General features: G+C 72.4%; 20 protein-coding genes. 3 read left to right on the forward strand and 17 right to left on the reverse strand.

Annotated elements, in window-relative coordinates:
* Nucleotides 1–129: 129 nt before the first annotated feature.
* The 3 genes from ABD352_RS35810 to def are packed head-to-tail and all read right to left on the reverse strand — an operon-like array spanning nt 130 to nt 3,084.
* Nucleotides 130–1,581, reverse strand: a complete 1,452-nt coding sequence (locus ABD352_RS35810) for an RsmB/NOP family class I SAM-dependent RNA methyltransferase (protein WP_344616975.1) — start codon at nt 1,579–1,581, stop codon at nt 130–132.
* Nucleotides 1,581–2,525: a methionyl-tRNA formyltransferase gene (gene fmt, locus ABD352_RS35815; protein ID WP_344616976.1), complete on the reverse strand. Its 945-nt coding sequence runs from the start codon at nt 2,523–2,525 to the stop codon at nt 1,581–1,583. The genes ABD352_RS35810 and fmt overlap by 1 nt, the downstream gene beginning before the upstream one ends.
* A 10-nt stretch (nt 2,526–2,535) precedes the next feature.
* The gene (def, locus tag ABD352_RS35820; RefSeq protein ID WP_344616977.1) at nt 2,536–3,084 is read right to left on the reverse strand and encodes a peptide deformylase; all 549 of its coding nucleotides are present in this window, start codon (nt 3,082–3,084) and stop codon (nt 2,536–2,538) included.
* A gap of 207 nt (nt 3,085–3,291) precedes the next feature.
* Between def and ABD352_RS35825 the strand changes: the two genes are divergently transcribed.
* A complete protein-coding gene (locus ABD352_RS35825; protein ID WP_344616978.1) occupies nt 3,292–5,019 on the forward strand; it encodes an ABC transporter ATP-binding protein in 1,728 nt (575 codons plus the stop codon).
* Nucleotides 5,016–5,576 (forward strand): P-loop nucleotide/nucleoside kinase family protein, encoded by a 561-nt coding sequence (locus ABD352_RS35830; RefSeq protein ID WP_344616979.1) that lies wholly within the window; start codon nt 5,016–5,018, stop codon nt 5,574–5,576. Before ABD352_RS35825 ends, ABD352_RS35830 begins: the two co-directional genes overlap by 4 nt.
* Before the next feature lie 119 nt (nt 5,577–5,695).
* On the opposite strand, the gene ABD352_RS35835 is transcribed toward ABD352_RS35830, so the two are convergent.
* The 12 genes from ABD352_RS35835 to pyrR all read right to left on the reverse strand — a co-directional run bounded on the left by ABD352_RS35835 (nt 5,696) and on the right by pyrR (nt 20,223).
* A complete protein-coding gene (locus tag ABD352_RS35835; protein ID WP_344616980.1) occupies nt 5,696–7,603 on the reverse strand; it encodes a primosomal protein N' in 1,908 nt (635 codons plus the stop codon).
* 241 nt (nt 7,604–7,844) lie between these two features.
* Nucleotides 7,845–9,038, reverse strand: coding sequence for a methionine adenosyltransferase (gene metK, locus ABD352_RS35840; protein ID WP_344616981.1), 1,194 nt, complete (start codon nt 9,036–9,038; stop codon nt 7,845–7,847).
* Between the two features lie 139 nt (nt 9,039–9,177).
* Entirely contained in the window at nt 9,178–10,416 is a 1,239-nt protein-coding gene (gene coaBC / locus ABD352_RS35845; RefSeq protein ID WP_344617081.1) for a bifunctional phosphopantothenoylcysteine decarboxylase/phosphopantothenate--cysteine ligase CoaBC, read from the reverse strand.
* Nucleotides 10,413–10,682, reverse strand: coding sequence for a DNA-directed RNA polymerase subunit omega (gene rpoZ, locus ABD352_RS35850; RefSeq protein ID WP_344616982.1), 270 nt, complete (start codon nt 10,680–10,682; stop codon nt 10,413–10,415). The genes coaBC and rpoZ overlap by 4 nt, the downstream gene beginning before the upstream one ends.
* Nucleotides 10,683–10,841: 159 nt before the next feature.
* Nucleotides 10,842–11,162: an integration host factor, actinobacterial type gene (mihF, locus tag ABD352_RS35855; RefSeq protein WP_190253177.1), complete on the reverse strand. Its 321-nt coding sequence runs from the start codon at nt 11,160–11,162 to the stop codon at nt 10,842–10,844.
* A 119-nt stretch (nt 11,163–11,281) separates the two neighbouring features.
* Nucleotides 11,282–12,124 (reverse strand): orotidine-5'-phosphate decarboxylase, encoded by an 843-nt coding sequence (pyrF, locus tag ABD352_RS35860; protein ID WP_344616983.1) that lies wholly within the window; start codon nt 12,122–12,124, stop codon nt 11,282–11,284.
* Nucleotides 12,124–13,119: a quinone-dependent dihydroorotate dehydrogenase gene (locus tag ABD352_RS35865; protein ID WP_344616984.1), complete on the reverse strand. Its 996-nt coding sequence runs from the start codon at nt 13,117–13,119 to the stop codon at nt 12,124–12,126. Before ABD352_RS35865 ends, pyrF begins: the two co-directional genes overlap by 1 nt.
* On the reverse strand, nt 13,116–16,418 hold the full coding sequence (gene carB, locus ABD352_RS35870; RefSeq protein WP_344616985.1) for a carbamoyl-phosphate synthase large subunit: 3,303 nt from the start codon (nt 16,416–16,418) through the stop codon (nt 13,116–13,118). The genes ABD352_RS35865 and carB overlap by 4 nt, the downstream gene beginning before the upstream one ends.
* Complete coding sequence (gene carA, locus ABD352_RS35875) at nt 16,411–17,523, reverse strand: glutamine-hydrolyzing carbamoyl-phosphate synthase small subunit (RefSeq protein ID WP_344616986.1); 1,113 nt, start codon at nt 17,521–17,523, stop codon at nt 16,411–16,413. Before carA ends, carB begins: the two co-directional genes overlap by 8 nt.
* Nucleotides 17,520–18,716: a dihydroorotase gene (locus ABD352_RS35880; RefSeq protein ID WP_425553798.1), complete on the reverse strand. Its 1,197-nt coding sequence runs from the start codon at nt 18,714–18,716 to the stop codon at nt 17,520–17,522. Before ABD352_RS35880 ends, carA begins: the two co-directional genes overlap by 4 nt.
* Nucleotides 18,717–18,742: 26 nt before the next feature.
* Nucleotides 18,743–19,657 (reverse strand): aspartate carbamoyltransferase catalytic subunit, encoded by a 915-nt coding sequence (locus ABD352_RS35885; protein ID WP_344616988.1) that lies wholly within the window; start codon nt 19,655–19,657, stop codon nt 18,743–18,745.
* A complete protein-coding gene (gene pyrR / locus ABD352_RS35890; protein WP_344616989.1) occupies nt 19,654–20,223 on the reverse strand; it encodes a bifunctional pyr operon transcriptional regulator/uracil phosphoribosyltransferase PyrR in 570 nt (189 codons plus the stop codon). Before pyrR ends, ABD352_RS35885 begins: the two co-directional genes overlap by 4 nt.
* 191 nt (nt 20,224–20,414) lie before the next feature.
* Here pyrR and bldD point away from each other — a divergent pair, with 191 nt between their 5' ends.
* A complete protein-coding gene (bldD, locus tag ABD352_RS35895; RefSeq protein WP_033356835.1) occupies nt 20,415–20,903 on the forward strand; it encodes a transcriptional regulator BldD in 489 nt (162 codons plus the stop codon).
* 63 nt (nt 20,904–20,966) lie between these two features.
* On the opposite strand, the gene nusB is transcribed toward bldD, so the two are convergent.
* Nucleotides 20,967–21,374: a transcription antitermination factor NusB gene (gene nusB, locus ABD352_RS35900; protein WP_344617082.1), complete on the reverse strand. Its 408-nt coding sequence runs from the start codon at nt 21,372–21,374 to the stop codon at nt 20,967–20,969.
* 53 nt (nt 21,375–21,427) lie between these two features.
* Nucleotides 21,428–21,985: an elongation factor P gene (gene efp, locus ABD352_RS35905; RefSeq protein ID WP_344616990.1), complete on the reverse strand. Its 558-nt coding sequence runs from the start codon at nt 21,983–21,985 to the stop codon at nt 21,428–21,430.
* Nucleotides 21,986–22,060 lie beyond the last annotated feature (75 nt).

The following is a 22,060-nucleotide window of genomic DNA, read 5'->3' on the forward strand; positions in this document are numbered from 1 at the left end:
CCCGGATCTCGAACACAGCAACCCCTGATCAAGTCAGGTGTTGCAACGATCCCTTGAAACCGGGGCCAGGAGAAATGTCCGAAAAATTCTGAAAGCGCCAGCTTTCGGGATTTTTCGGTCCCGTGACGGCTACGCGGTGCGGCGCAGCAGGGCGACGAACATGGCGTCCGTGCCGTGCCGGTGCGGCCAGAGCTGCACGGTCGGCCCCGTGCCCACCTCCGGCAGCGCCGAGGGCAGGTACGGCCGGGCATCCACCAGGTCGACCTCGATCGACGAGCGCCGCGCCGCCTCGGTCACCGACACCGACGTCTCGGCCTGGTGCGGCGAGCAGGTGACGTACGCCACGACCCCGCCCGGGCGCACCGCCCGGAACGCCGCCTGCAGCAGCTCCCGCTGCAGCCGGGTCAGCGGCGGCAGGTCGGACGGCTGCCGCCGCCACCGCGCCTCGGGCCGGCGCCGCAGGGCGCCCAGCCCCGTGCACGGGGCGTCGACCAAAACCCGGTCGAAGCCGCGCTCCGGGAGGTCCTGGTCCTTGCCCACGTCCCGCCCGTCGGCGTTGATCGTGTACACCGGCAGGCCCCTCGTGGCCTGGGCGACCAGCGCCGCCCGGTGGTGGGCGACCTCAACCGCGGTCACGTGCGCGCCCCGCTGCGCGGCGAGGGCGCCGAGCAGGCCCGCCTTGCCGCCCGGGCCTGCACATAGGTCCAGCCAGCGCTCGTCGGGGCCGTCCAGCCCGGCGCCGGCCAGGGCGGCCGCCACGAGCTGGCTGCCCTCGTCCTGCACGTGGGCCAGGCCCTCGCGGATGGCCGGGATCGAGCCCGGATCGCCGCCGCCGGTCAGGACCACCGTGAAGGGCGAGTACCGCCCGGCGGTGGCCCCGCGCAGGGAGGTGGCCAGCTCGGCCGGGGTGATCAGGCCGGGGCGGGCGCACAGGTGCACCGGCGGCGGCAGGTTGTCCGCGTCCAGGGCCAGCTCGGCCTCGTCGAGGGAGCCGAGGGCGTCGGCGAAGGCGTTGACGATCCACTGCGGGTGGGCGTGCGCCAGCGCGGCGCGGGCCACCGGGTCGGTCGAGCCGGGCGGGGCCAGCCGCTCCAGCCAGGCCGCGCGGTCGGACTCGCCGACTCGGCGCAGTACCGCATTCGCGAACCCGGCCGCCCCGGGCACCAGGGACCGCACGAGGTCCACCGTGGTGGCCACGGCGGCGTGCGCTCCCACCCGCATGTGCAGCAGCTGGTACGCCCCGATGCGCAGCGCGTCGCGCACCGGCGGGTCGATGCGGTCCATCGCCCGGTCGGCGGCCGCGGCCACGATGGCGTCGAGGGTGCCGGTCTGGCGCAGGGTGCCGTACGTCAGCTCGGTCGCGAACGCCGCGTCGCGACCGGACACGCCGGTCTCGCGCAGCAGCCGCGGCAGCACCAGGTTGGCGTAGGCGTCGTCACGGTGCACGGCGGCGACGGCCTCGTAGGCCGCCTCCCGGGCCGGGTCGATCGCCGGGCGGCCCCCGCGCGGCGGCCGCGCGAGACGGTCGTCGCGCCCCCCGCCAGGCCGCGCGCCCGGACCGCGCCGAGGCGCAGACCGCATCAAGACACGCGCTCCCCGGACTCGACGCGTGCGCCGCGGGTCCAGGCGTCGGCCGGCATCGCCTTCTTGCCCGGGGCGGTGACCTGGCCCAGCACCACGGGCACGGTGCCGGTGCCGACGAGCACCCGGTTGCGCTCGACCACCAGCTCGCCCGGCTGCGGCGTCGGCGAGCCGCCGATGACGGTCGCCGCGGTGAGCGGGGTGACCGGCCCGAGCTTGAGCCGCTCGCCCCGGAACGTCGTCCACGCGCCCGGCGCCGGGGTGCACGCCCGGATCCGCCGGTCGACCGCGAACGCCGGATCGGCCCAGCGCACCTCGGCGTCCTCCACGGTCACCTTGGGGGCGGTCGTGATGCCTTCGTGCGGCTGCGGTACCGCGGAAATCTCCCCCGAACCGATCCCGTCCAGGACCCGGACCAGCAGCTCGGCCCCCGAGTGGGAGAGGCGCTCCAGCAGCTCGCCTGAGGTGTCGCGGGGGCCGACCGGCTCGGTCAGCGTGCCGAACACCGGGCCGGTGTCCAGGCCCTCCTCGAGCAGGAACACGCTCGCCCCGGTGATCTCGTCGCCGTGCAGGACGGCGTGCTGCACGGGCGCGGCGCCCCGCCAGGCGGGCAGCAGCGAGAAGTGCAGGTTCACCCAGCCGAAGCGCGGGATGTCGAGGGCGACCCGCGGTACCAGTGCGCCGTAGGCCACCACCGGGGCACAGTCCGGCTCCAGGGCGCGCAGCTGCTCCAGGAACTCCGGGTCCCGCGGCTTGGCCGGGGTGAGCACGGGGATGCCGCGCTCGGCGGCCCAGGCGCTCACCGGCGAGGGCACGAGCTGCCGCCCGCGGCCGGCCGGCGCGTCGGGCCGGGAGACGACCGCCACGAGCTCGTGCTCGGAGGCGGCGATGGCGTCGAGGGAGGGCAGCGCCACGGAGGGCGTGCCCGCGAAGACCAGCCTCAAGGGATCAGCCTCACCGAATGCCGAACAGCCCGTGCGGGCTCGCCTTGACCACCGGGGGCGCGTCGGGGTTGTACCACTCCGCCGCCCGGATCTCCTTCATCGCCTGCTTGCGCCGCTCGGCGTCGAGCCGGTCCACGAACAGCACGCCGTCGAGGTGGTCGGTCTCGTGCTGCGCGCAGCGCGCCATCAGCCCCGTGCCGACGATCTGGATCGGGTCGCCGTGCTGGTTGAACCCCTTGGCGATGACGTTCTGGCGGCGCTTCGTGTCGACGTACACCCCGGGGATGGACAGGCAGCCCTCGGGCCCGTCCTGCTCCTCCTCGTCGGGGAACTCGAGCACCGGGTTCACCAGGTGCCCGACGACGTCGTCGACGTCGAAGGTGAACACCCGCAGCCCGACGCCGATCTGCGGGGCGGCGAGCCCGGTGCCGTTCTGCTGGCGCATGGTGTCGAGCAGGTCGCTCACCAGCTTGCGCAGCTCCTTGTCGAAGTCGGCGACCGCGTCGGCGGGCGTGCGCAGCACAGGGTCGCCGAACAGGCGGACGGACTGGACGGTCAAGCGGCACCTCGATTTATCCGAATTGCGAATTCGTCCGAATTCTGGTCGTTCAAGTCTAGGCTAGTGCCAAGACGGCAGACGTCGACCGGGTTGGTCGGGCGTTCGTGGTTGCGCGCCCCCGTTGGTGGTGGCGCAGGTCATGTCTGCGAAATCGCTGCCCCGGCCGTCCCGGCCGACGTTTCCGGACACAGGCATTAGCTTTGATGCGTGTCCGACACGCCTCGCGTCTCGTTGCGGTCGTTGCTGCCGTACCTGCGTGATCATCGGGGCACCCTCGTCGTCGTGGGCGTCCTCTCCCTGCTCGGTTCGGTTACCACCCTCGCCCAGCCGCTGCTCACCCGGCGGGTGCTCGACGGCCTGCAGGCCGCGCACCCGATCGCCCGGACCGTGGCCCTGCTCATCGTCGTCCTGGCCGCCGTGGCCCTGGTCAACGCGGTGCGCGACTACCTGCTGCAGCGCACCGCCGAGGGCCTGGTCCTCACCTCGCGCCGGCGGCTGACCCGTCACCTGCTGCGGCTGCCGATCGCCGAGTACGACCAGCGGCGCACCGGCGACCTGCTCTCCCGCGTCGGCGCGGACACCACCCTGCTGCGGGCGGTGGTCACCTCCGGGCTGTTCGAGACCGTCACCGGCGCCGTCATGGTGGTCGGCGCCGGGGTGGCGATGATCCTGCTCGACCCCATCCTGTTCCTCACCGCCGGCGCCGGGCTCGCCCTGGGCCTGTCCATCGCCGTGCTGTTCTCCCGCCGGGTGCGGCCCGCCTCGGAGGCGGCCCAGGCCCGCATCGGCGAGATGACCAGCGCCGTCGAGCGGGCGCTGTCGGCGGCCCGCACGATCCGGGCCAGCAACGCCGAGGACCGCGAGATCGCCACCGTCGAGGGCAGCGCCGAGGAGGCCTACCGGGCCGGCGTGCGCATCGCCCGGCTGCAGGCCCTCGTCGGGCCGGCCAGCACGGCCGCCATCCAGGGCGCGTTCCTGCTCCTGCTGGGCGTCGGGGGCGCACGGGTGGCCAGCGGCACGATCACGGTCGGCGAGCTCATCGCCTTCGTGCTGTACCTCTTCTTCCTCGTCATGCCGCTGGGCCAGGCCCTGCACGCGTACACGCAGCTGCAGACCGGCCTGGGGGCCCTGCAACGGATGGAAGAGATCCTGACGGTACCGCTGGAGGCCGACGCCGGCACCAGCGCACCCGCGGGCGGGCCGGCCGCGGTGACCTTCGACGGGGTCACCTTCGGCTACGCCGCCGCCCCCGCCCCGGTGGTGTCCGACGTCACGTTCACCGTCCCGTACGGCACCCGCACCGCCCTGGTCGGCCCGTCCGGCGCCGGCAAGTCCACGCTGCTGCAGCTCGTCGAGCGCTTCTACGACGTGACCGCCGGGTCCGTGCGGGTTGCCGGCGTCGACGTGCGCGACCTGCCCCGCCACGCGCTGCGGGCCCAGCTCGGCTACGTCGAGCAGGAGGCCCCCGTCCTGGCCGGCACCCTGCGCGAGAACCTGCGCCTGACCGTCCCCGACGCCACCGACGCCCAGATGCTGTCGGTGCTGGACGCGGTCAACCTCACCGATATCGCCGGGCGCACCCCGCAGGGCCTGGACGCCCAGGTGGGCGAGGGCGGCGTGCTGCTGTCCGGCGGCGAGCGCCAGCGCCTGGCGATCGCCCGCACCCTGCTGGCCGCCCCGCCGATCCTGCTGCTCGACGAGCCGACGTCCAACCTCGATGCCCGCAACGAGGTGGCCCTGCGCGAGGCCATCGACACCGTCGCCCGCGACCGCACGATGATCGTGGTCGCCCATCGTCTGTCCACGGTGGTCGACGCCGACCAGATCGTGGTGCTCGAGGCCGGCCGGGTCGTCGCCGTGGGGCGCCACGAGGAACTGCTGGAGGTCAGCCCGCTGTACCGCGAGCTGGCCACGAACCAGCTGCTGGTCGCATGACGCCCGCCTGGGTGGTGGCCGGCCCGCCCGGCGCCGGGAAGTCCACGGTCGCCGCGCTGCTGCTGCGCCTGCTCTCCCCCACGCCGGCGCTGCTGGACAAGGACACCATGTACGGCGACTTCGTCACCGCGACGCTCGACGCCGCCGGGCGGCCCCCGGGCGAGCGCGAGGGCCCCTGGTACGACGTCCACGTCAAGCCCCACGAGTACGCCGGCCTGGCCGCCACGGCCCGCGAGATCCGGTCCCACGGCTGCCCGGTGCTGCTGTCGGGCCCGTTCACCGGCCAGATCTCCGACCCGGCGCGCTGGGCGGCGTTCGTGAGCGCGCTGGGCGGCGACCCGGTGCGGCTGGTGTGGGTGCGCTCGGACCCGGAGACGCTGCGGGCGCGGCTGCTGGCCCGCGGCTCGCACCGGGACGGGCAGAAGCTGGCCCGGTGGGCGGAGTTCCTGGCCGCCATCCCGCCGGACCGCCCGCCGGCCGTGCCGCACGTGGAGGTCGACAACCGCAACGGCGCCCCGCCACTGCTCAAGGCCCTGCAGGCGGCCCTCACCCCGTGACGCTGCTTCGCCAGGAGCAAAAAGGAACACTTCGCCGACTGACCTGACTTATACCCCGTCAGGAGAAATGTCCGAAAAGTCGTGGCGCGCCAGCGCCCGACTTTTCGTGACACAACAGCTCAGATCAGGTCGAGAGGGTCGATCTGCAGGCGCACTGGGTCGGCCGCCTTGCGCACCGACCGGGCGCCCGCCGCGGCCTTCAGCGACAGGGCCAGCGCCTTCCCGGCCGACCGGGCGGTCCGCACCAGCATCCGCTCCTGCCCTTCGGCCGCAGGCACCGGTCCCAGCACCTCCGCCCCTGGCGGCAGCTCGGCCAGCGCCAGCAGCTCCGCCACCGCCGTCGGCGCCCCCGTCAGGGCCGCGATGCGCACCGCGGGCGGGAAGCCCAGTTCGCGCCGGTCGGCCAGCTCGCGGGCGGCCAGCCAGCCCGGGTCGAAGCGCAGGAGGGCCTGCACGGCGACGAGGGCGCCGTCGGCCACCACCACGACCGGGGCGCCCGGGCGGGCCAGGGCGGCGGCGGCGAACCACCGGCGGAGGGCCTCCTCGGTGCCGCGCAGGTCGGCCCGGGTGAGGAGGGCCCAGGTGTCGAGGAGCAGCACGGCGCCGTAGCCGCCGTCGGCCAGGGGCTCGGCGCCGGGGGTGGAGACGACGAGGGCGGGCTCCCGCGGTACCGCGGTAAGGATCTCGTCGCGGCCCGAGGTGCGCACGACGGTGTCGGGGAAGGCGCGGGCCAGCTCCTCCGCCGTGCGCCGGGCGCCCACGACGGCGGCGCGCAGGCGGCGGCCGCCGCACTCGGGGCAGGCGTGGCCGGCGGCGGGGCGGCCGCACCAGCGGCAGGAGGGCACGCCGTCGGCGGCGGGCAGGGCGAGGGGGCCGGAGCAGTGGGCGCAGCGGGCCGGGGTGTAGCAGTCGGCGCACGCCACCGCGGGCAGGTAGCCGCGGCGGGGCACCTGGATGAGCACCGGGGCGCCCCCGGCCAGGGCCTCGCGGGCGGCGCGCCAGGCCACCGAGGGCAGGCGCGCGGCGGCCGCCTGCGGGTCCCGGGCGTGCTCGCGCTCGCCGACGGTGACCACGCGGGGCATGCGCCGGCGCAGCTCGTCCCGCCCGGCGCCGACCTCGATGGCCCAGCCGGTCTCGACGAGTTGCTGCGCCTCCGCCGTGCGCCCGAAGCCCGCCACGATCGCCGCGCACCGCTCCTGCTCGGCGCGGGCCAGCAGGACCTGCCGCGCGTGCGGGTACGGGGCGCGCGGCTCGCTGTGCAGGTCGTCGCCGTCGTCCCAGATCGCGACGAGGCCGAGATCGGCGACCGGGGCGAAGGCGGCGGCCCTCGTGCCGATCACGATCTTGGCGGTACCACGGGACGCCGCCAGGAACCGCCGGTAGCGCTCGGCCGGCCCGATCGCGGCGGACAGCGCGACGTGCCGCCCCGGCCCGCCGAGGGCGCGCAGCAGGGCGGCGTCGAGCCGGTCGAGGTCCCGCGCGTCGGCCACCACGATGAGCGACCCGCGGCCGGCGGCGAGGCCGATCGCGGCTGCCTCGGCGAGCCGGGCCGGCCAGTCCTCGCCGGGTAGCGCCGTCCACACGGCCCGGGGCATCCGTCCGTCCCGCAGCGCCCGCAGCAGCGCCGCCCCGGCGGTGTAGTGCGCCCAGGCGTCCGGGTCGACGTCCGGGATGCCGGGCCCGTCGGCCGGCGGCGGCGCCTCGGCCGCCTCGACCTTGGCGTGCCGCGGCGGCACGGCGAGCCGCAGCACGTCGGACAGGGTGCCGGCGTAGCGGTCGGCGATCTCCCGGGCCAGGCGGGCGACCTGCGGGGTGAGCACCGGCTCCGGCGAGATCGCGCGCTCCAGGAACAGCAGCTTGCCCTCGTGCGCGGACTCGGCCTCGCGGGCGAGGACGAAGCCGTCGACCACCTGGCCGGCGAAGCGGACCTTCACCCGCGAGCCCGGCACCGCCGTGTCGGCCGCGGTGTGGGGGACGAGATAGTCGAACGGGCGGTCCAGGTGCGGCAGGGGGCTGTCGACGCACACCCGGGCAATCGGGTTTTGCTCGGTGGCGCGTTTCGGCGGGGGCGCCGAACGGGCGGCGCGGGCCCGGCCGCCGGCATTTCCGGCAATGCGCTCGGCGGCCGCCCGCGGCTTGAGGTCCGACTCCGGGAACAGCGCCGGCTCAATAGGCTCGGATCGATCTGAGGAACGTTCGGAAAATGACGTTGGCCGATCATTCCGGGGTGCGGACTGATCGGCCAACGTCGGCAGGCAGGTGCGGGCGTCAGGCGCCGGCGGCGGACTTCAGCTCGGCCGTGCGGCTCGCCTGCTCCCAGGTGAAGCCGGGCAGCTCGCGGCCGAAGTGGCCGTAGGCGGCCGTCTGCTGGTAGACCGGCTTGAGCAGGTCGAGGTCGCGGATGATCGCGGCGGGGCGCAGGTCGAAGACCTCGTTGATCGCCTTCTCGATGCGCTCGACCGGCACGTTCTCGGTGCCGAAGGTCTCGACGAACAGGGAGACCGGGTGGGCCTTGCCGATGGCGTAGGCGACCTGGACCTCGCAGCGGTCGGCCAGGCCGGCGGCCACGACGTTCTTGGCGACCCAGCGCATCGCGTAGGCGGCCGAGCGGTCCACCTTGGACGGGTCCTTGCCGGAGAAGGCGCCGCCGCCGTGGCGGGCGTAGCCGCCGTAGGTGTCGACGATGATCTTGCGGCCGGTCAGGCCGGCGTCGCCCATCGGGCCGCCGATCTCGAAGCGGCCGGTCGGGTTGACCAGCAGGCGGTAGCCGTCGGTCTCCAGGCCCAGGCCCTCCAGCTCGGGCGCGATCACGTGCTCGCGGACGTCCGGGGTGAGCAGGGACTCCAGGGAGATGTCGGGCGCGTGCTGGCTGGACACCACGACGGTGTGCAGCCGGACCGGGCGCAGGCCGTCGTACTCGATGGTGACCTGGGTCTTGCCGTCGGGCCGCAGGTAGGGGATCGTGCCGTCCTTGCGCACCGCGGAGAGGCGGCGGGCCAGCCGGTGGGCCAGCGCGATCGGCAGCGGCATGAGCTCCGGCGTCTCGTTGCACGCGAAGCCGAACATCATGCCCTGGTCGCCGGCGCCCTGCAGGTCCAGCGCGTCGCCGCCGGCACCCTCTCGGGCCTCGAGCGCGGAGTCCACGCCCTGGGCGATGTCGGGCGACTGGGAGCCGATCGACACGCTCACGCCGCACGACGCGCCGTCGAAGCCCTTCTTCGACGAGTCGTAGCCGATGCCGAGGATGGTCTCCCGCACGATCTTGGCGATGTCGGCGTAGGCGGTCGTCGTCACCTCGCCGGCCACGTGGACCTGGCCGGTGGTGATCAGCGTCTCCACGGCCACCCGGCTGCGCGAGTCCTGCTGAAGGAGCGCGTCGAGCACACCATCGCTGATCTGATCGGCGATCTTATCGGGGTGACCTTCGGTGACCGACTCTGACGTGAACAGGCGGCGGGCCAAGGTTGCTCCTCAGGTGGTTGCGACGATCGACAAAGAAGTTTGGCCAGAGTGTACGACTTGACGGCCCAACGCCAAGTGAGGGCTCGGTCGCATTTCCGGCCCACCGGAACCGATCGCGCCGCTGCGACCAGCCGATCGATCAGGCAAAACGATCGACGACCCGATCCAAAATCCTATCAGCCAGATCGTCTTTGGACAGTTCGGGCAATGTATATCGGATGCCATCGGCACCGAGAATCACTGCCTGGTTGTGCTCGGCCCCGAAGGTCTTGTCCACGCCCACCTCGTTGACCACGATCAGGTCGGCCCGCTTGCGCAGCAGCTTCTCCTGACCGGCGGCGACGGCCCGCTCCAGGTCGGCGGTCTCGGCCGCGAACGCGACGAGCACCTGGCCCGCGGGCTTGGCCGCGCCCAGCTCGGCGGCGATGTCCGGGTTGGTGACCAGTTCCAGCGTGGGCGCCACCCCGTCCACCTTTTTGATTTTACTGGCCACGAACTCCGCCGGCCGGAAGTCCGCGGGAGCGGCCGCCATGATGACGGCGTCGGCGCCGGAGGCGGCGGCCAGCACGGCCTGCCGCAGCTGCTCGGTGGTCTCGACCCGCACCAGGTCGGCGCCGGCGGGGTCGGGCAGGCCCACGTTGGCCGCGACGAGCGTGACCTTCGCCCCGCGGGCGACGGCGGCGCGGGCGATGGCGTAGCCCTGCTTGCCCGACGAGCGGTTGCCGATGAACCGCACCGGGTCGATGGGCTCGCGGGTGCCGCCGGCGGTGACCACGACGTGCCGTCCGACAAGATCAGGAGCCGCATCCGCGCCGCGCCGCAGCAGCCGGACCGCCGCGGCGAAGATCTCGGCGGGCTCGGGCAGGCGCCCCTTGCCGGTGTCGGCGCCGGTCAGGCGGCCGACCGCGGGCTCCAGCACGACGATGCCGCGCGAGCGCAGGGTCGCGACGTTGGCCTGCGTGGCCGGGTGCTCCCACATCTCGGTGTGCATCGCCGGGGCGAAGAGGATCGGGCAGCGGGCGGTCAGCAGCACGTTGGTGAGCAGGTCGTCGGCCAGCCCGGCGGCGGCCCGGGCGAGCAGGTCGGCGGTGGCGGGCGCGACGACGACGAGGTCGGCCTCCCGCCCGAGACGCACGTGCGGCACCTCGTGGGCGTCGGTCCACACATCGGTGCTGACCGGCTGGCCCGACAGGGCCGCCCAGGTGGCCTCGCCGACGAAGGAGAGGGCGGCCGCGGTGGGCACGACCCGCACCTGGTGGCCCGACTCCGTCAGCTGCCGCAGCAGCTCACAGGCCTTGTAGGCGGCGATGCCGCCAGCCACGCCGAGCACGACCCGAGGCCGTGACCCGGCGGACCGGTCGGGCGTCGTCTGGCTCAGGGCGTCTCTTCGATGCGCTCGGCGGTCAGCAGACCGCTGTTGATCTCTCGCAGGGCGATGGAGAGCGGCTTCTCCTGCGGCGTGGTCTCCACGAGCGGGCCCACGTATTCGAGGAGCCCCTCGCCCAGCTGGCTGTAGTAGGCATTGACCTGACGGGCACGCTTCGCCGCGAAAATCACCAGGGCGTACTTCGACGTCGTCTTCTCGAGCAGCTCGTCGATCGGCGGGTTGGTGATCCCCTGCGGGTCTGCCACGGTTCCGGCCACGGATGCAACCTCAACACTCTCTGGTTAACAAGCACTGCGCAATTGACAGCTCACGAACCTGTCAACCTTACCAGAGCTGCAACAACGCCGACGCGCCCGGACCGAGGTCCGGGCGCGTCGAGGTCGTGTTGCAACCGGTCCGGGGGGACCGCAGGCGGGTCACTTGCCGCCGGCGAACTCCCCGAGCAGGGCCTTGCGCTGCTGGTCACCCAGGCCGCGCAGGCGACGGCTCTCGGCGATCTTCAGCTTCTCCATGATCTGCGTTGCGCGGATCTTGCCGATACCGGGCATCGCCTGGAGCACGGCCGAGACCTTCAGCTTGCCGACGACATCGTCGGACTCGGCGCGGTCGATCACGGCGGCAAGGGTCGTCTTGCCCTGCTTGAGTTGCTCCTTCAGCTCAGCGCGAGCCTTGCGGATCTCAGCCGCCTTTTCCAAAGCGGCCGCGCGCTGTTCCGGGCTCAGTGACGGGAGCGGCACCAGGTCTCCTCAGGTCCCTTGAAAAAAGTGTTGATGGTCTAGCGCCGGGAAAACTAGCGGTCAGAAGCCATTTCGGCAACGTCAGAAGGCAAGATCGACGCCTTGTGAAGATTCGATGATCACGCAGTGACCACAATTGCCGACGCACAGGATTCACGCGCGCGCTCCGCCGCGGCCCGCAACGCGGCCACTTCCGGGCCCGCCGAGAGCACCTCGCGGGACCATGAAGGAAGAACATTGGCGACCGCCGAGCCGAACACCGCACGCAGATCCTCGGGCCGCCCGCCCTGCGCCCCGAGGCCCGGCGCGAGGATCGGTCCATTGAGATCGGTCAGCTCGTGCCCGGTCTCCCCGACGGTCGCGCCGATGACCACGCCGACGTCGCCCAGCGGCCGCACACCCGCGTTGACCTGCGAAATCTCGTCGATGATGGTCTGCGCGACGGTCCGTCCGTCGGCCGCGCGGGCCCGCTGGACGGCCGCGCCCTCGGGATTCGACGTGAGCGCCAGCACGAACGCGCCGAGGCCGTTCTGCTGGGCTTTGTCGATGATCGGACGCAGCGAGCCGAAGCCGAGGTAGGGACTGACGGTGATGGCGTCGGCGCAGAGCGGGGAGGCCGGGTCGAGGTACGCGTCGGCGTAGGCGGCGGCCGTCGAGCCGATGTCACCCCGTTTGACGTCGAGGATCACGAGGCTCCCCGAGCTGCGCAACTGTCGGATAACCGACTCTAGGACCGCTATGCCCCTGGAGCCGAAACGCTCGAAGAACGCGGACTGGGGTTTGATGGCCGCGACCCGTCCGGCCAGGGCCTCCCCCACCGTCCGGCCGAACGATTCCAGGCCCTTGACGTCGTCGGAGAGGCCCCAGGAGGCCAGCAGGGAGGGGTGGGGATCGATCCCCACGCACAGCGGCCCCAGGGCGTCCATGGCGACCCGCAGGCGGGCGCCGAACCGTTCGGTCATCACATGCTCCTCGTCGCCGCGACGGCGCCCCGGACCAGCCCGGGGCCGTGATAGATGAAGCCGGTGTAGAGCTGCACGAGCGCGGCGCCGGCGTCGAGCATCCGCTGGGCGTCCACGGGACGCGTGATCCCGCCCACGCCGATGACCGGCAGGCCGCTCTCCTTGGCCACGAACCGCACGACCTCCAGCGCCCGCGGGGCGAGGGGCCGGCCGCTGAGCCCGCCGGCCTCGGCCGTGCTGACGCCGGGCCGCTCGATGGTCGTGTTGGTCGCGATGAGCCCGGCCACGCCCAGCCCGAGGCACACGTCGAGCAGGTCGCCCAGGGCCGCGTCGGTGAGGTCGGGGGCGACCTTGACCAGGATCGGCACCGTGCCGCCGAGCGCCTGCGACTCGGACCGCAGCGCACCCAGCAGCGCCGAGAGGTGCGCCTTGTCCTGTAGTTCGCGCAGGCCGGGGGTGTTCGGGGAGCTGACGTTCACGGCGAAGTAGGAGCCCAGGCCGTACAGCTGCCGGAAACTGTGGACGTAGTCCTCCACGGCGCCGGTGAGCGGGGTCACCTTCGACTTGCCGAGGCTGATGCCCAGCGGCACCGGCAGCGGGCCCAGGGCGCGCAGCCGCGCGGCCAGGGCCTCGGCGCCGGCGTTGTTGAACCCCATCCGGTTGACGATCGCCTCCTGCTCGGGGAAGCGGAACAGCCGCGGCCGCTCGTTGCCCGGCTGGGCGTGCCGGGTCACGGTGCCGACCTCGACGAAGCCGAACCCGAGCCGGGGCCAGGCGCCCAGCGCCCGGCCGTCCTTGTCCATGCCGGCGGCCAGCCCGACCGGGTTGGGGAAGTCGATCCCGAACACGGTGCGCCGCGCCCCGGACGGGCTGTGTGCCCGCCGCGCCCGGGGCAGCCGGGCCAGCACGCGCAGGGTCCGCTCGTGCGCCGTCTCGGCGTCGCCACCGCCGAGACGGAACAGCACCGGGCGGACCGTTCGCGCGTACAGGGTCACCTGGCTTCCCGCAGGGCCGCGTGCAGCTCCTGCAGCGGCCGGACCGACATCTCGCCGCGGATGAGCGCCTCGACGCCCATCACGGCGGCCGCCGCACCCGGCAGGGTGGTGATGCAGGGGATGTCGCTGACCACGGCCGCGCTGCGGATCTCGTAGCCGTCCTGGCGCCCGCTGGAGCCCTGCGGGGTGTTGATCACCAGGTCGACCTCGCCGCCCGCGATCATGGACACCGCGTTGCGCCCGCCGCCCTCCTCGAAGTGCTTCGGCACGATCTCGCAGGCCACCCCGTAGCGGCGCAGCACGTCGCCGGTGCCGGCGGTGGCCACGATCGCGAAGCCGAGGTCGGCCAGGCGCTTGACCGGGAAGACGATCCCGCGCTTGTCCCGGTTGGCCACGGTCACCAGCACGGTGCCGGAGGTCGGCAGGGAGCCGTAGGCGGCCGCCTGGGACTTGGCGAAGGCGTGGCCGAAGGACGGGTCGATGCCCATCACCTCGCCCGTCGACTTCATCTCCGGGCCGAGCAGGTTGTCCACGCCCTTGCCCTCGGTGGTGCGGAACCGCTTGAAGGGCAGCACCGCCTCCTTGACCGCGATCGGGGCGCCCTCGGGCACCGAGCCGCCGTCGCCCTCGGCCGGCAGCAGCCCCTCGGCCCGCAGCTCCGCCACCGTCGCGCCGAGCGCGATGCGGGCCGCGGCCTTCGCCAGCGGTACCGCCGTCGCCTTGGACACGAACGGCACCGTGCGCGACGCCCGCGGGTTGGCCTCCAGCACGTAGAGCACGTCGTCCTTGAGCGCGTACTGCACGTTGAGCAGCCCCCGCACCCCGATCCCCCGCGCGATGGCCACCGTGTAGCGGCGCACCTCGGCCAGGTGCACGGCGGCGAGGGTGATCGGCGGCAGCGCGCAGGAGGAGTCGCCGGAGTGGATGCCGGCCTCCTCGATGTGCTCCATGACCCCGCCGAGGTACACCTCGCCGGTGGCGTCGCACAGCGCGTCCACGTCGATCTCGATGGCGTCGTCGAGGAAGCGGTCGACGAGCACCGGGTGGGCCGGGGAGATCTCGGTGGCCCGGCCGATGTAGTCGCGCAGCGTCGGCTCGTCGTAGACGATCTCCATGCCGCGGCCGCCGAGCACGTACGACGGGCGCACGAGCACCGGGTAGCCGATCTCGTCGGCGATCCGCTTGGCCTCCGGGAAGGTGGTCGCGGTGCCGTGCGCGGGCGAGCGCAGGCCGGCCTCGGTGAGCAGCTGGCCGAACAGGCCGCGGTCCTCGGCCAGGTCGATGGCGGCCGGCGAGGTGCCGACGATCGGCACGCCGGCCAGCTCCAGGCGCTCCGCCAGGCCGAGCGGGGTCTGCCCGCCCAGCTGCACGATGACGCCCACCACGCCGGGGCCGCCGGCCGCCCGCCCGGAGCCGTCCTCGGCGTGCACGACCTCGAGCACGTCCTCGAAGGTCAGCGGCTCGAAGTACAGCCGGTCGGCGGTGTCGTAGTCGGTGGAGACGGTCTCCGGGTTGCAGTTGACCATGACGGTCTCGTAGCCCTTGGCCCGCAGCGCCATGACCGCGTGCACGCACGAGTAGTCGAACTCGATGCCCTGGCCGATCCGGTTCGGCCCGGAGCCCAGGATGATCACCTTCGGCCGGTCGGACGGGGTGACCTCGGTCTCCTCCTCGTAGGTGCTGTAGTGGTACGGCGTGCCGGCGGCGAACTCGGCCGCGCACGTGTCCACGGTCTTGTACACCGGTCGCAGCCCGAGGCGGTGGCGCAGCGACCGCACCCCGTCCTCGCCGGCGAACTCGGGGCGCAGCGCGGCGATCTGCCGGTCCGAGAGCCCGGCCCGCTTGGCCCGGCGCAGCAGCGGCAGGTCGAGCACGGCCGCCTCGACGATCTCGGCCCGCAGCTCGACGAGCGCGGCGAGCTGGTCCACGAACCACGGGTCGTAGCCGGACACGGCCGCGACCTCCTCCGCGGTGTGCCCCTGCCGCAGGGCGAGCTCGGCCGTGTAGAGCCGGCCGTCGTGCGGCACGCGAAGCTCGTCCAGGACGGACTTGTCCGTTTTATCCGGTACCGTCCAGAAACCCGCGGCCTTCGTCTCCAGCGAGCGCATGGCCTTGCCCAGGGCCTCGGCGAAGGTCCGCCCGAGCGACATCGCCTCGCCCACCGACTTCATGGTGGTGGTCAGCTCCGGGTCGGCCCCGGGGAACTTCTCGAAGGCGAAGCGCGGGATCTTCACCACCACGTAGTCCAGCGACGGCTCGAACGCGGCCGGCGTCTCGCGGGTGATGTCGTTGGGGATCTCGTCGAGGGTGTAGCCGATGGCCAGCTTCGCCGCGATCTTGGCGATCGGGAAGCCCGTCGCCTTGGAGGCCAGGGCGCTGGAGCGCGACACCCGCGGGTTCATCTCGATGACGACCAGCCGGCCGGTGCCCGGGTGCACGGCGAACTGGATGTTGCAGCCGCCGGTGTCGACCCCGACCTCGCGCAGCACGGCGATGCCGAGGTCGCGCAGCCGCTGGTACTCCACGTCAGTGAGCGTCATCGCCGGCGCCACGGTCACCGAGTCGCCGGTGTGCACGCCCATCGCGTCGACGTTCTCGATCGAGCACACGACCACGACGTTGTCGTGCTTGTCGCGCATGAGCTCGAGCTCGTACTCCTTCCAGCCGAGCACGCTCTCCTCGATGAGCACCTCGTGCACCGGCGAGGCGGCGAGGCCTCCCCCGGCGAGGCGGTCGAGGTCCGCGGCGGTGTGCGCCATGCCCGAGCCGAGCCCGCCCATGGTGAAGGAGGGGCGGATGACGACCGGCAGGCCGAGCTCGGCGACGGTCGCGTGCACCTCCTCCATGGAGTGGCAGACCCGGGAGCGGGGCGTCTCGCCGCCGGCCCGGGCCACGATGTCCTTGAACAGCTGGCGGTCCTCGCCGCGGCGGATGGCGTCGATGTCGGCGCCGATGAGCTCGACGCCGTACTTCTCCAGCACCCCCGCCTCGTGCAGCGCCACGGCGGTGTTGAGCGCGGTCTGCCCGCCGAGCGTGGCGAGCAGCGCGTCGGGTCGCTCCTTGGCGATGACCTGCTCGACGAACTCGGGCGTGATCGGCTCGACGTAGGTCGCGTCGGCGAACTCGGGGTCGGTCATGATGGTCGCCGGGTTGCTGTTGACCAGGCTCACCCGCAGGCCCTCGGCCCGCAGCACGCGGCACGCCTGGGTGCCGGAGTAGTCGAACTCGCAGGCCTGGCCGATGACGATCGGGCCGGAGCCGATGACGAGGACGTGCCGGAGGTCGGTGCGCTTAGGCATTGGTCTGCATCAGCTCCGCGAATCGATCGAACAGGTAATCCGCGTCGTGCGGCCCCGCTGCCGCCTCCGGGTGGTATTGCACGGTGAAGGCCGGCACGTCGAGGCAGCGCAGGCCCTCCACGACGTTGTCGTTGAGGCAGACGTGGCTGACCTCCACGGCGCCGAACTCGGTCTGCACCCGCTCGTCGAGCGGGGCGTCGACCGCGAAGCCGTGGTTGTGGCTGGTCACCTCGACCTTGCCGGTGGTCCGGTCGAGCACCGGCTGGTTGATGCCCCGGTGTCCGTACCCGAGCTTGTAGGTGCCGAACCCCAGCGCCCGGCCCAGGATCTGGCTGCCGAAGCAGATGCCGAACAGCGGGATGCGCTCGCGCAGGACGGACTGGGCCAGCGCGACCGGCCCGTCCGCGGTGGCCGGGTCGCCCGGACCGGGCGAGAAGAACACCGCGTCGGCGCCGAGGGCCTTGATGTCCTCGAGCGTCGCCGAGGACGGCAGGACGTGGGTGGTCACCCCACGGGCGGCGAGCCGGCGCGGCACGTTGCGCTTGATGCCGAGGTCGATCGCCGCCACGGTGAGCTTGTGCTCGCCGAGGGCTTCCACGGTGTACCGCTGCGGCGTGCTCACCTCCGCGGACAGGTCGGCGCCGAGCATCTGCGGCTGCTGCCGGACCCGCTCGAGCAGCGCCTCGGCGTCGTCGTCCACGCTGGAGACCCCGACCCGCATGGCCCCGCGCTCGCGCAGGTGGCGGGTGAGCGCCCGGGTGTCGATGCCACTGATGCCGACCACGTTCTCCGCGGCGAGGCGGTCCTGCAGGCTGCCGGTGGCCCGCCAGTTGGAGTAGGTGCGAGAGGGATCCCGCAGTACGTATCCGGCAACCCAGATCCGCGAGGACTCGTCGTCCTCGTCGTTGATGCCGGTGTTGCCGATCTGCGGGGCGGTCTGCACGACGACCTGGCGGTGGTAGGACGGGTCGGTGAGCGTCTCCTGGTAGCCGGTCATGCCGGTGTTGAAGACCGCCTCGCCGAACGTCTCCCCGACGCTGCCGAAGGCCTCGCCTCGGAACGTGCGCCCGTCCTCCAGGACGAGCAGGGCCTCTCTGCGCCTCACCGTGTCGCCTTTCCGTTCAGTACCGTCGGCTCGCCGCGCAGGTAGGTCGCCTCGATGCGGCCGCGCAGTTCCATTCCGGCGTAGGGGGTGTTGCGGGAGCGGCTGGCCTGCGCCGTCGGGTCGACGGTCCAGCGCACCTCGGGGTCGAAGATCGCGATGTTGGCCGGCGCGCCGACCTCAAGCGGGCGGCCCTGCCCGGCGAGCCCCGCGATGCGGGCCGGGGCGAAGGACATCCACTCGGCGATGCGGTCCCAGCGCGGCCCCATGGTCTGCACCACGATCGCCAGCGCCGTCTCCAGCCCGAGCATCCCGGGCCGGGCGTAGGCCCACTCGCACTCCTTGTCCTCCACGCTGTGCGGGGCGTGGTCGGTGGCGACGCAGTCGATGGTGCCGTCGGCCAGCCCCTCGCGCAGGGCCAGGACGTCGGCCTCGGTGCGCAGCGGCGGGTTGACCTTGAAGACCGGGTCATACTGCGTGGCCCGGTCCTCGGTGAGCAGCAGGTGGTGCGGGGTCACCTCGGCGGTCACCCGCCAGCCCTTGGACTTGGCCCAGCGGATCAGCTCGACGCTGCCCGCGGTGGAGACGTGGCAGATGTGCAGGCGGGCCCCGACGTGCCCGGCCAGCAGCACGTCGCGGGCGATGATCGCCTCCTCGGCGACCGCCGGCCAGCCGGTGAGCCCGAGCCGGGCGGCGACCTCGCCCTCGTTCATCTGCGCGTCGACCGTCAGCCGCGGCTCCTCGGCGTGCTGGGCGATCACCCCGTCGAAGGCCTTCACGTACTCCAGGGCCCGCCGCATGAGCCGCGGGTCCGAGACGCAGTGCCCGTCGTCGGAGAAGACCCGGACCCGGGCCGCGGAGTCGGCCATCGCGCCGAGCTCGGCCAGCTGCTCGCCGGCCAGGCCGACGGTGACGGCGCCGATCGGCTGGACGTCGACCAGGCCGGCCTCGCGGCCCAGCCGCCAGACCTGCTCCACCACGCCGGCGGTGTCGGCGACCGGCGAGGTGTTGGCCATCGCGCAGACCGCCGTGTAGCCGCCGAGCGCCGCGGCCCTCGATCCGGAGTCGACGGTCTCGGCGTCCTCGCGGCCGGGCTCGCGCAGGTGCGTGTGGAGGTCGACCAGGCCGGGGAGGGCGACCTTCTGTCCCTTTTTGTCGCTGTCGATGCTGACAATGACGCCGTCCTCGACGGTGATCTCGCCGAGCTGCGTGTTTGCGATGATCACGACTTGCCTCCGAGCAGCAGGTAGAGGACGGCCATCCGCACGGAGACCCCGTTGGCGACCTGTTCGACGATCGTGGAGCGGGCCGAGTCGGCCACCTCGGGGGCGATCTCCATGCCGCGGTTCATCGGGCCGGGGTGCATGACGATCGCGTGCTCCGGCAGGCGGCGCATGCGCGGCACGTCGAAGCCGTAGCGGCGGGAGTACTCGCGCTCCGACGGGAAGTACGCCTGGTTCATCCGCTCCCGCTGCACCCGCAGCATCATGACCACGTCGGCGTCCGGGACGACCGCGTCGAGGTCGTAGCAGGTCTCGGCGGGCCACGCCCGCACCCCGACGGGCAGCAGCGTTGGCGGGGCGACCAGGGTCACCTTGGCGCCGAGGGTGTGCAGCAGCTGGACGTTGGAGCGGGCCACCCGGGAGTGCAGCACGTCGCCGACGATGGCCACGTTGAGCCCGGCGAGGCGGCCCAGGCGGCTGCGCATGGTGAACGCGTCGAGCAGGGCCTGGGTCGGGTGCTCGTGGGTGCCGTCACCCGCGTTGACCACGCTGCCCTCCACCCAGTTGGCCAGCCGGTGCGGGGCGCCGCTGGCCGGATGGCGGATCACGACCGCGTCCGCCCCCATCGCCTGCAGGGTCAGCGCGGTGTCCTTGAGACTTTCACCCTTGGAGACGCTGGAGCCCTTCGCCGAGAAGTTGATCACATCGGCGGACAGGCGCTTGGCCGCGGCCTCGAAGGAGATCCGGGTGCGGGTCGAGTCCTCGTAGAAGAGGTTCACCACGGTCCGGCCGCGCAGCGTCGGCAGCTTCTTGACCTCCCGGGCGGCCAGGCTCGCCATCTCCTCGGCGGTGTCCAGCACCAGGGTGGCGGTCGGCGCGTCGAGGTCCGCCGCGCTCAGCAGGTGCTTGATCATGCCCGGTCCCCCTTGCTCTTGATCAGCACAGCGTCGGCGCCGTCGATCTCAGCCGTCAGCACCCGCACGCTCTCGTCCATGGAGGTCGGGATGTTCTTGCCCACGTAGTCCGCCCGGATCGGCAGCTCGCGGTGGCCGCGGTCGACCAGGACGGCCAGCTGGACGGCGCGCGGCCGGCCGAGGTCCTTCAGCGCGTCCAGGGCCGCCCGCACGGTGCGGCCGGAGAAGAGGACGTCGTCGACCAGGATGACCCGGCGCCCGTCGAGGCCGCCGGGAGGGATCTCGGTGTGACCCACCGCACGGGTCGCGTGAAGGCGCAAATCGTCCCGATACAGCGTGATGTCCAACACACCGACCGGAACGTCAAAGCCCTCGAATGCGGCGATCCGGGCGGCCAGACGGCGAGCCAGCGGTACGCCACGAGTAGGTATGCCCAGCAGCACCGTTTCGGCTGCTCCGGACGTCTTTTCCAGGATCTGGTGGGCTATCCGGTCCACCACACGGGTGACATCCGTCGCCGTTAGGATGGTTTTTCCCAGCTCAGTGCCGGTTGTCGGAGACGACAAAACCGGACCTCCTTCCCCGCCTCTCCGGACGGGTCGTTAAAGGACGCCAAACGTCAACTACCCTAACAACCGTCCTGACCTGGGCAACGGAAGGGTCTCGACCACTTGACCCCGCGTCGCGCGCCAGTTACGGTCACGCTCCGTAGCGATCGCTGGGGAAACCCCTCAGGCCAGTGACTGGGAGTGTCCGTATGCCGTCTGAGTACGCCAAGTCTCTTGGTGCTCGCCTGCGCTCCATCCGACAGCAGCAGGGGCTGTCTCTGCAGGGTGTCGAGGAGAAGTCGGCTGGGCGCTGGAAGGCCGTCGTCGTCGGGTCCTATGAGCGCGGCGACCGTGCCGTCACCGTCTCGCGCCTGGCCGAGCTGGCCGAGTTCTACCGCGTGCCCGTCGCCGAGCTGCTGCCCGAGGGCAGTGGCGTGCGTCACGAGCCGACCAACAAGATCGTCCTGGACCTCGAACGGCTCTACGACGCCGGCGCCGAGGACCTCGCCTACGTCGCCCGTTACGCCCGGGCCATTCAGCAGCAGCGGGGCGACTACAACGGCCGGGTGCTGTCCATCCGGGCCGACGACCTGCGCGCGCTGGCCATCGTCTACGACGCCTCGCCGTCGGGCCTGGTCGAGCGGCTCAACGAGCACGGCGTGCTGGTCACCGACCCGCGGAGCCTGTTCCAGAGCTAGGACGTGTGCAAAGAAGGGGGGCCCACGCCGTTGCCGGCGCGGGCCCCCCTTCTTTGGTGTCGCTCAGGTGGCGTAGTCAGCGATGCGGCCCAGGATGCCGTTCAGGAAGCGCGGGGAGTCGTCCGTGGACAGCGTCTCGGCCAGCTCCACCGCCTCGGTGATGGCCACCGGGTTGTCGATCTCGTCGTTGTAGAGCAGCTCGTACACGGCGATGCGGGCCAGGTTGCGGTCCACCACCGGCATCCGCTCCAGCGTCCAGCCCTCGGCGTAGCTCGACAGCAGCTCGTCGATGCGCGCGGCGTGACTCTCGACACCCTCGACCAGCCGGACCGTGTACGGCAGGTAGCCCGGCTTGGGCTCCTCCAGGTTGGCCACGTAGGCGGTCAGCACCGAACCGCGCGGCTCCCCGCGCAGGTCGGCCTGGTACAGCACGTCAAGGGCCCGCTTGCGGGCCTTGCGTCGCGCGGTCATCTGGGCGGTGACGTCACCGCCCAGAAAAGACCCTTTCCGGTCGTTCCCGTCGGTCACGCGCGACCCAGGTAACGGCTGTCGCGGGTGTCCACCTTGATCTTCTCGCCGGTCGAGATGAACAGCGGCACGTTGACCGTGGCGCCAGTCTCCACCGTGGCGGGCTTGGTGCCGCCCGTGGAGCGGTCGCCCTGCAGGCCCGGCTCGGTGTAGGTGACCTCGAGGATCACCGAGGTGGGCAGCTCGACGTAGAGCGCGGCGCCCTCGTGCGTGGCCACGATCACCTCGGCCTCGGGGAGCATGAACTTGCTCGCCTCGCCGACGGTGCCGCCCGGTACGGTGATCTGGTCGTACGTGTCCAGGTCCATGAACACGTAGTCCTCGCCGTCGGCGTAGAGGTACTGCATCGTGCGCTTGTCGACCGTGGCGGTGTCGACCTTGGTCCCGGCGTTGAACGTGCGGTCGACCACCTTGCCGGAGAGCACGTTCTTCAGGGTGGTCCGCACGAACGCGCCACCCTTGCCCGGCTTGACATGCTGGAACTCAACGACGGTCCACAGGTCGCCGTCGAGGTTGAGCACCAGGCCGTTCTTCAGGTCGTTCGTGGATGCCATGAGGTTTGACGTCACTTTCGTCGCTGCCGGCCCGCAGACCGGGAAGATTTGGTCCCGAGCGGCGCGAAGTTCCGC

The organism is Dactylosporangium salmoneum (assembly GCF_039532525.1).
Classification (GTDB): Bacteria; Actinomycetota; Actinomycetes; order Mycobacteriales; family Micromonosporaceae; genus Dactylosporangium; species Dactylosporangium salmoneum.

Coding starts and splice junctions, on each gene's coding strand:
- ABD352_RS35810 (WP_344616975.1), bottom strand. CDS start 1,581: ATGCGGTCTGCGCCTCGGCGCGGTCCGGGCGCGCGGCCTGGCGGGGGG.
- ABD352_RS35830 (WP_344616979.1), top strand. CDS start 5,016: ATGACGCCCGCCTGGGTGGTGGCCGGCCCGCCCGGCGCCGGGAAGTCC.
- pyrF (WP_344616983.1), bottom strand. CDS start 12,124: ATGACCGAACGGTTCGGCGCCCGCCTGCGGGTCGCCATGGACGCCCTG.
- carB (WP_344616985.1), bottom strand. CDS start 16,418: ATGCCTAAGCGCACCGACCTCCGGCACGTCCTCGTCATCGGCTCCGGC.
- ABD352_RS35885 (WP_344616988.1), bottom strand. CDS start 19,657: ATGATCAAGCACCTGCTGAGCGCGGCGGACCTCGACGCGCCGACCGCC.
- bldD (WP_033356835.1), top strand. CDS start 20,415: ATGCCGTCTGAGTACGCCAAGTCTCTTGGTGCTCGCCTGCGCTCCATC.
- nusB (WP_344617082.1), bottom strand. CDS start 21,374: ATGACCGCGCGACGCAAGGCCCGCAAGCGGGCCCTTGACGTGCTGTAC.
- efp (WP_344616990.1), bottom strand. CDS start 21,985: ATGGCATCCACGAACGACCTGAAGAACGGCCTGGTGCTCAACCTCGAC.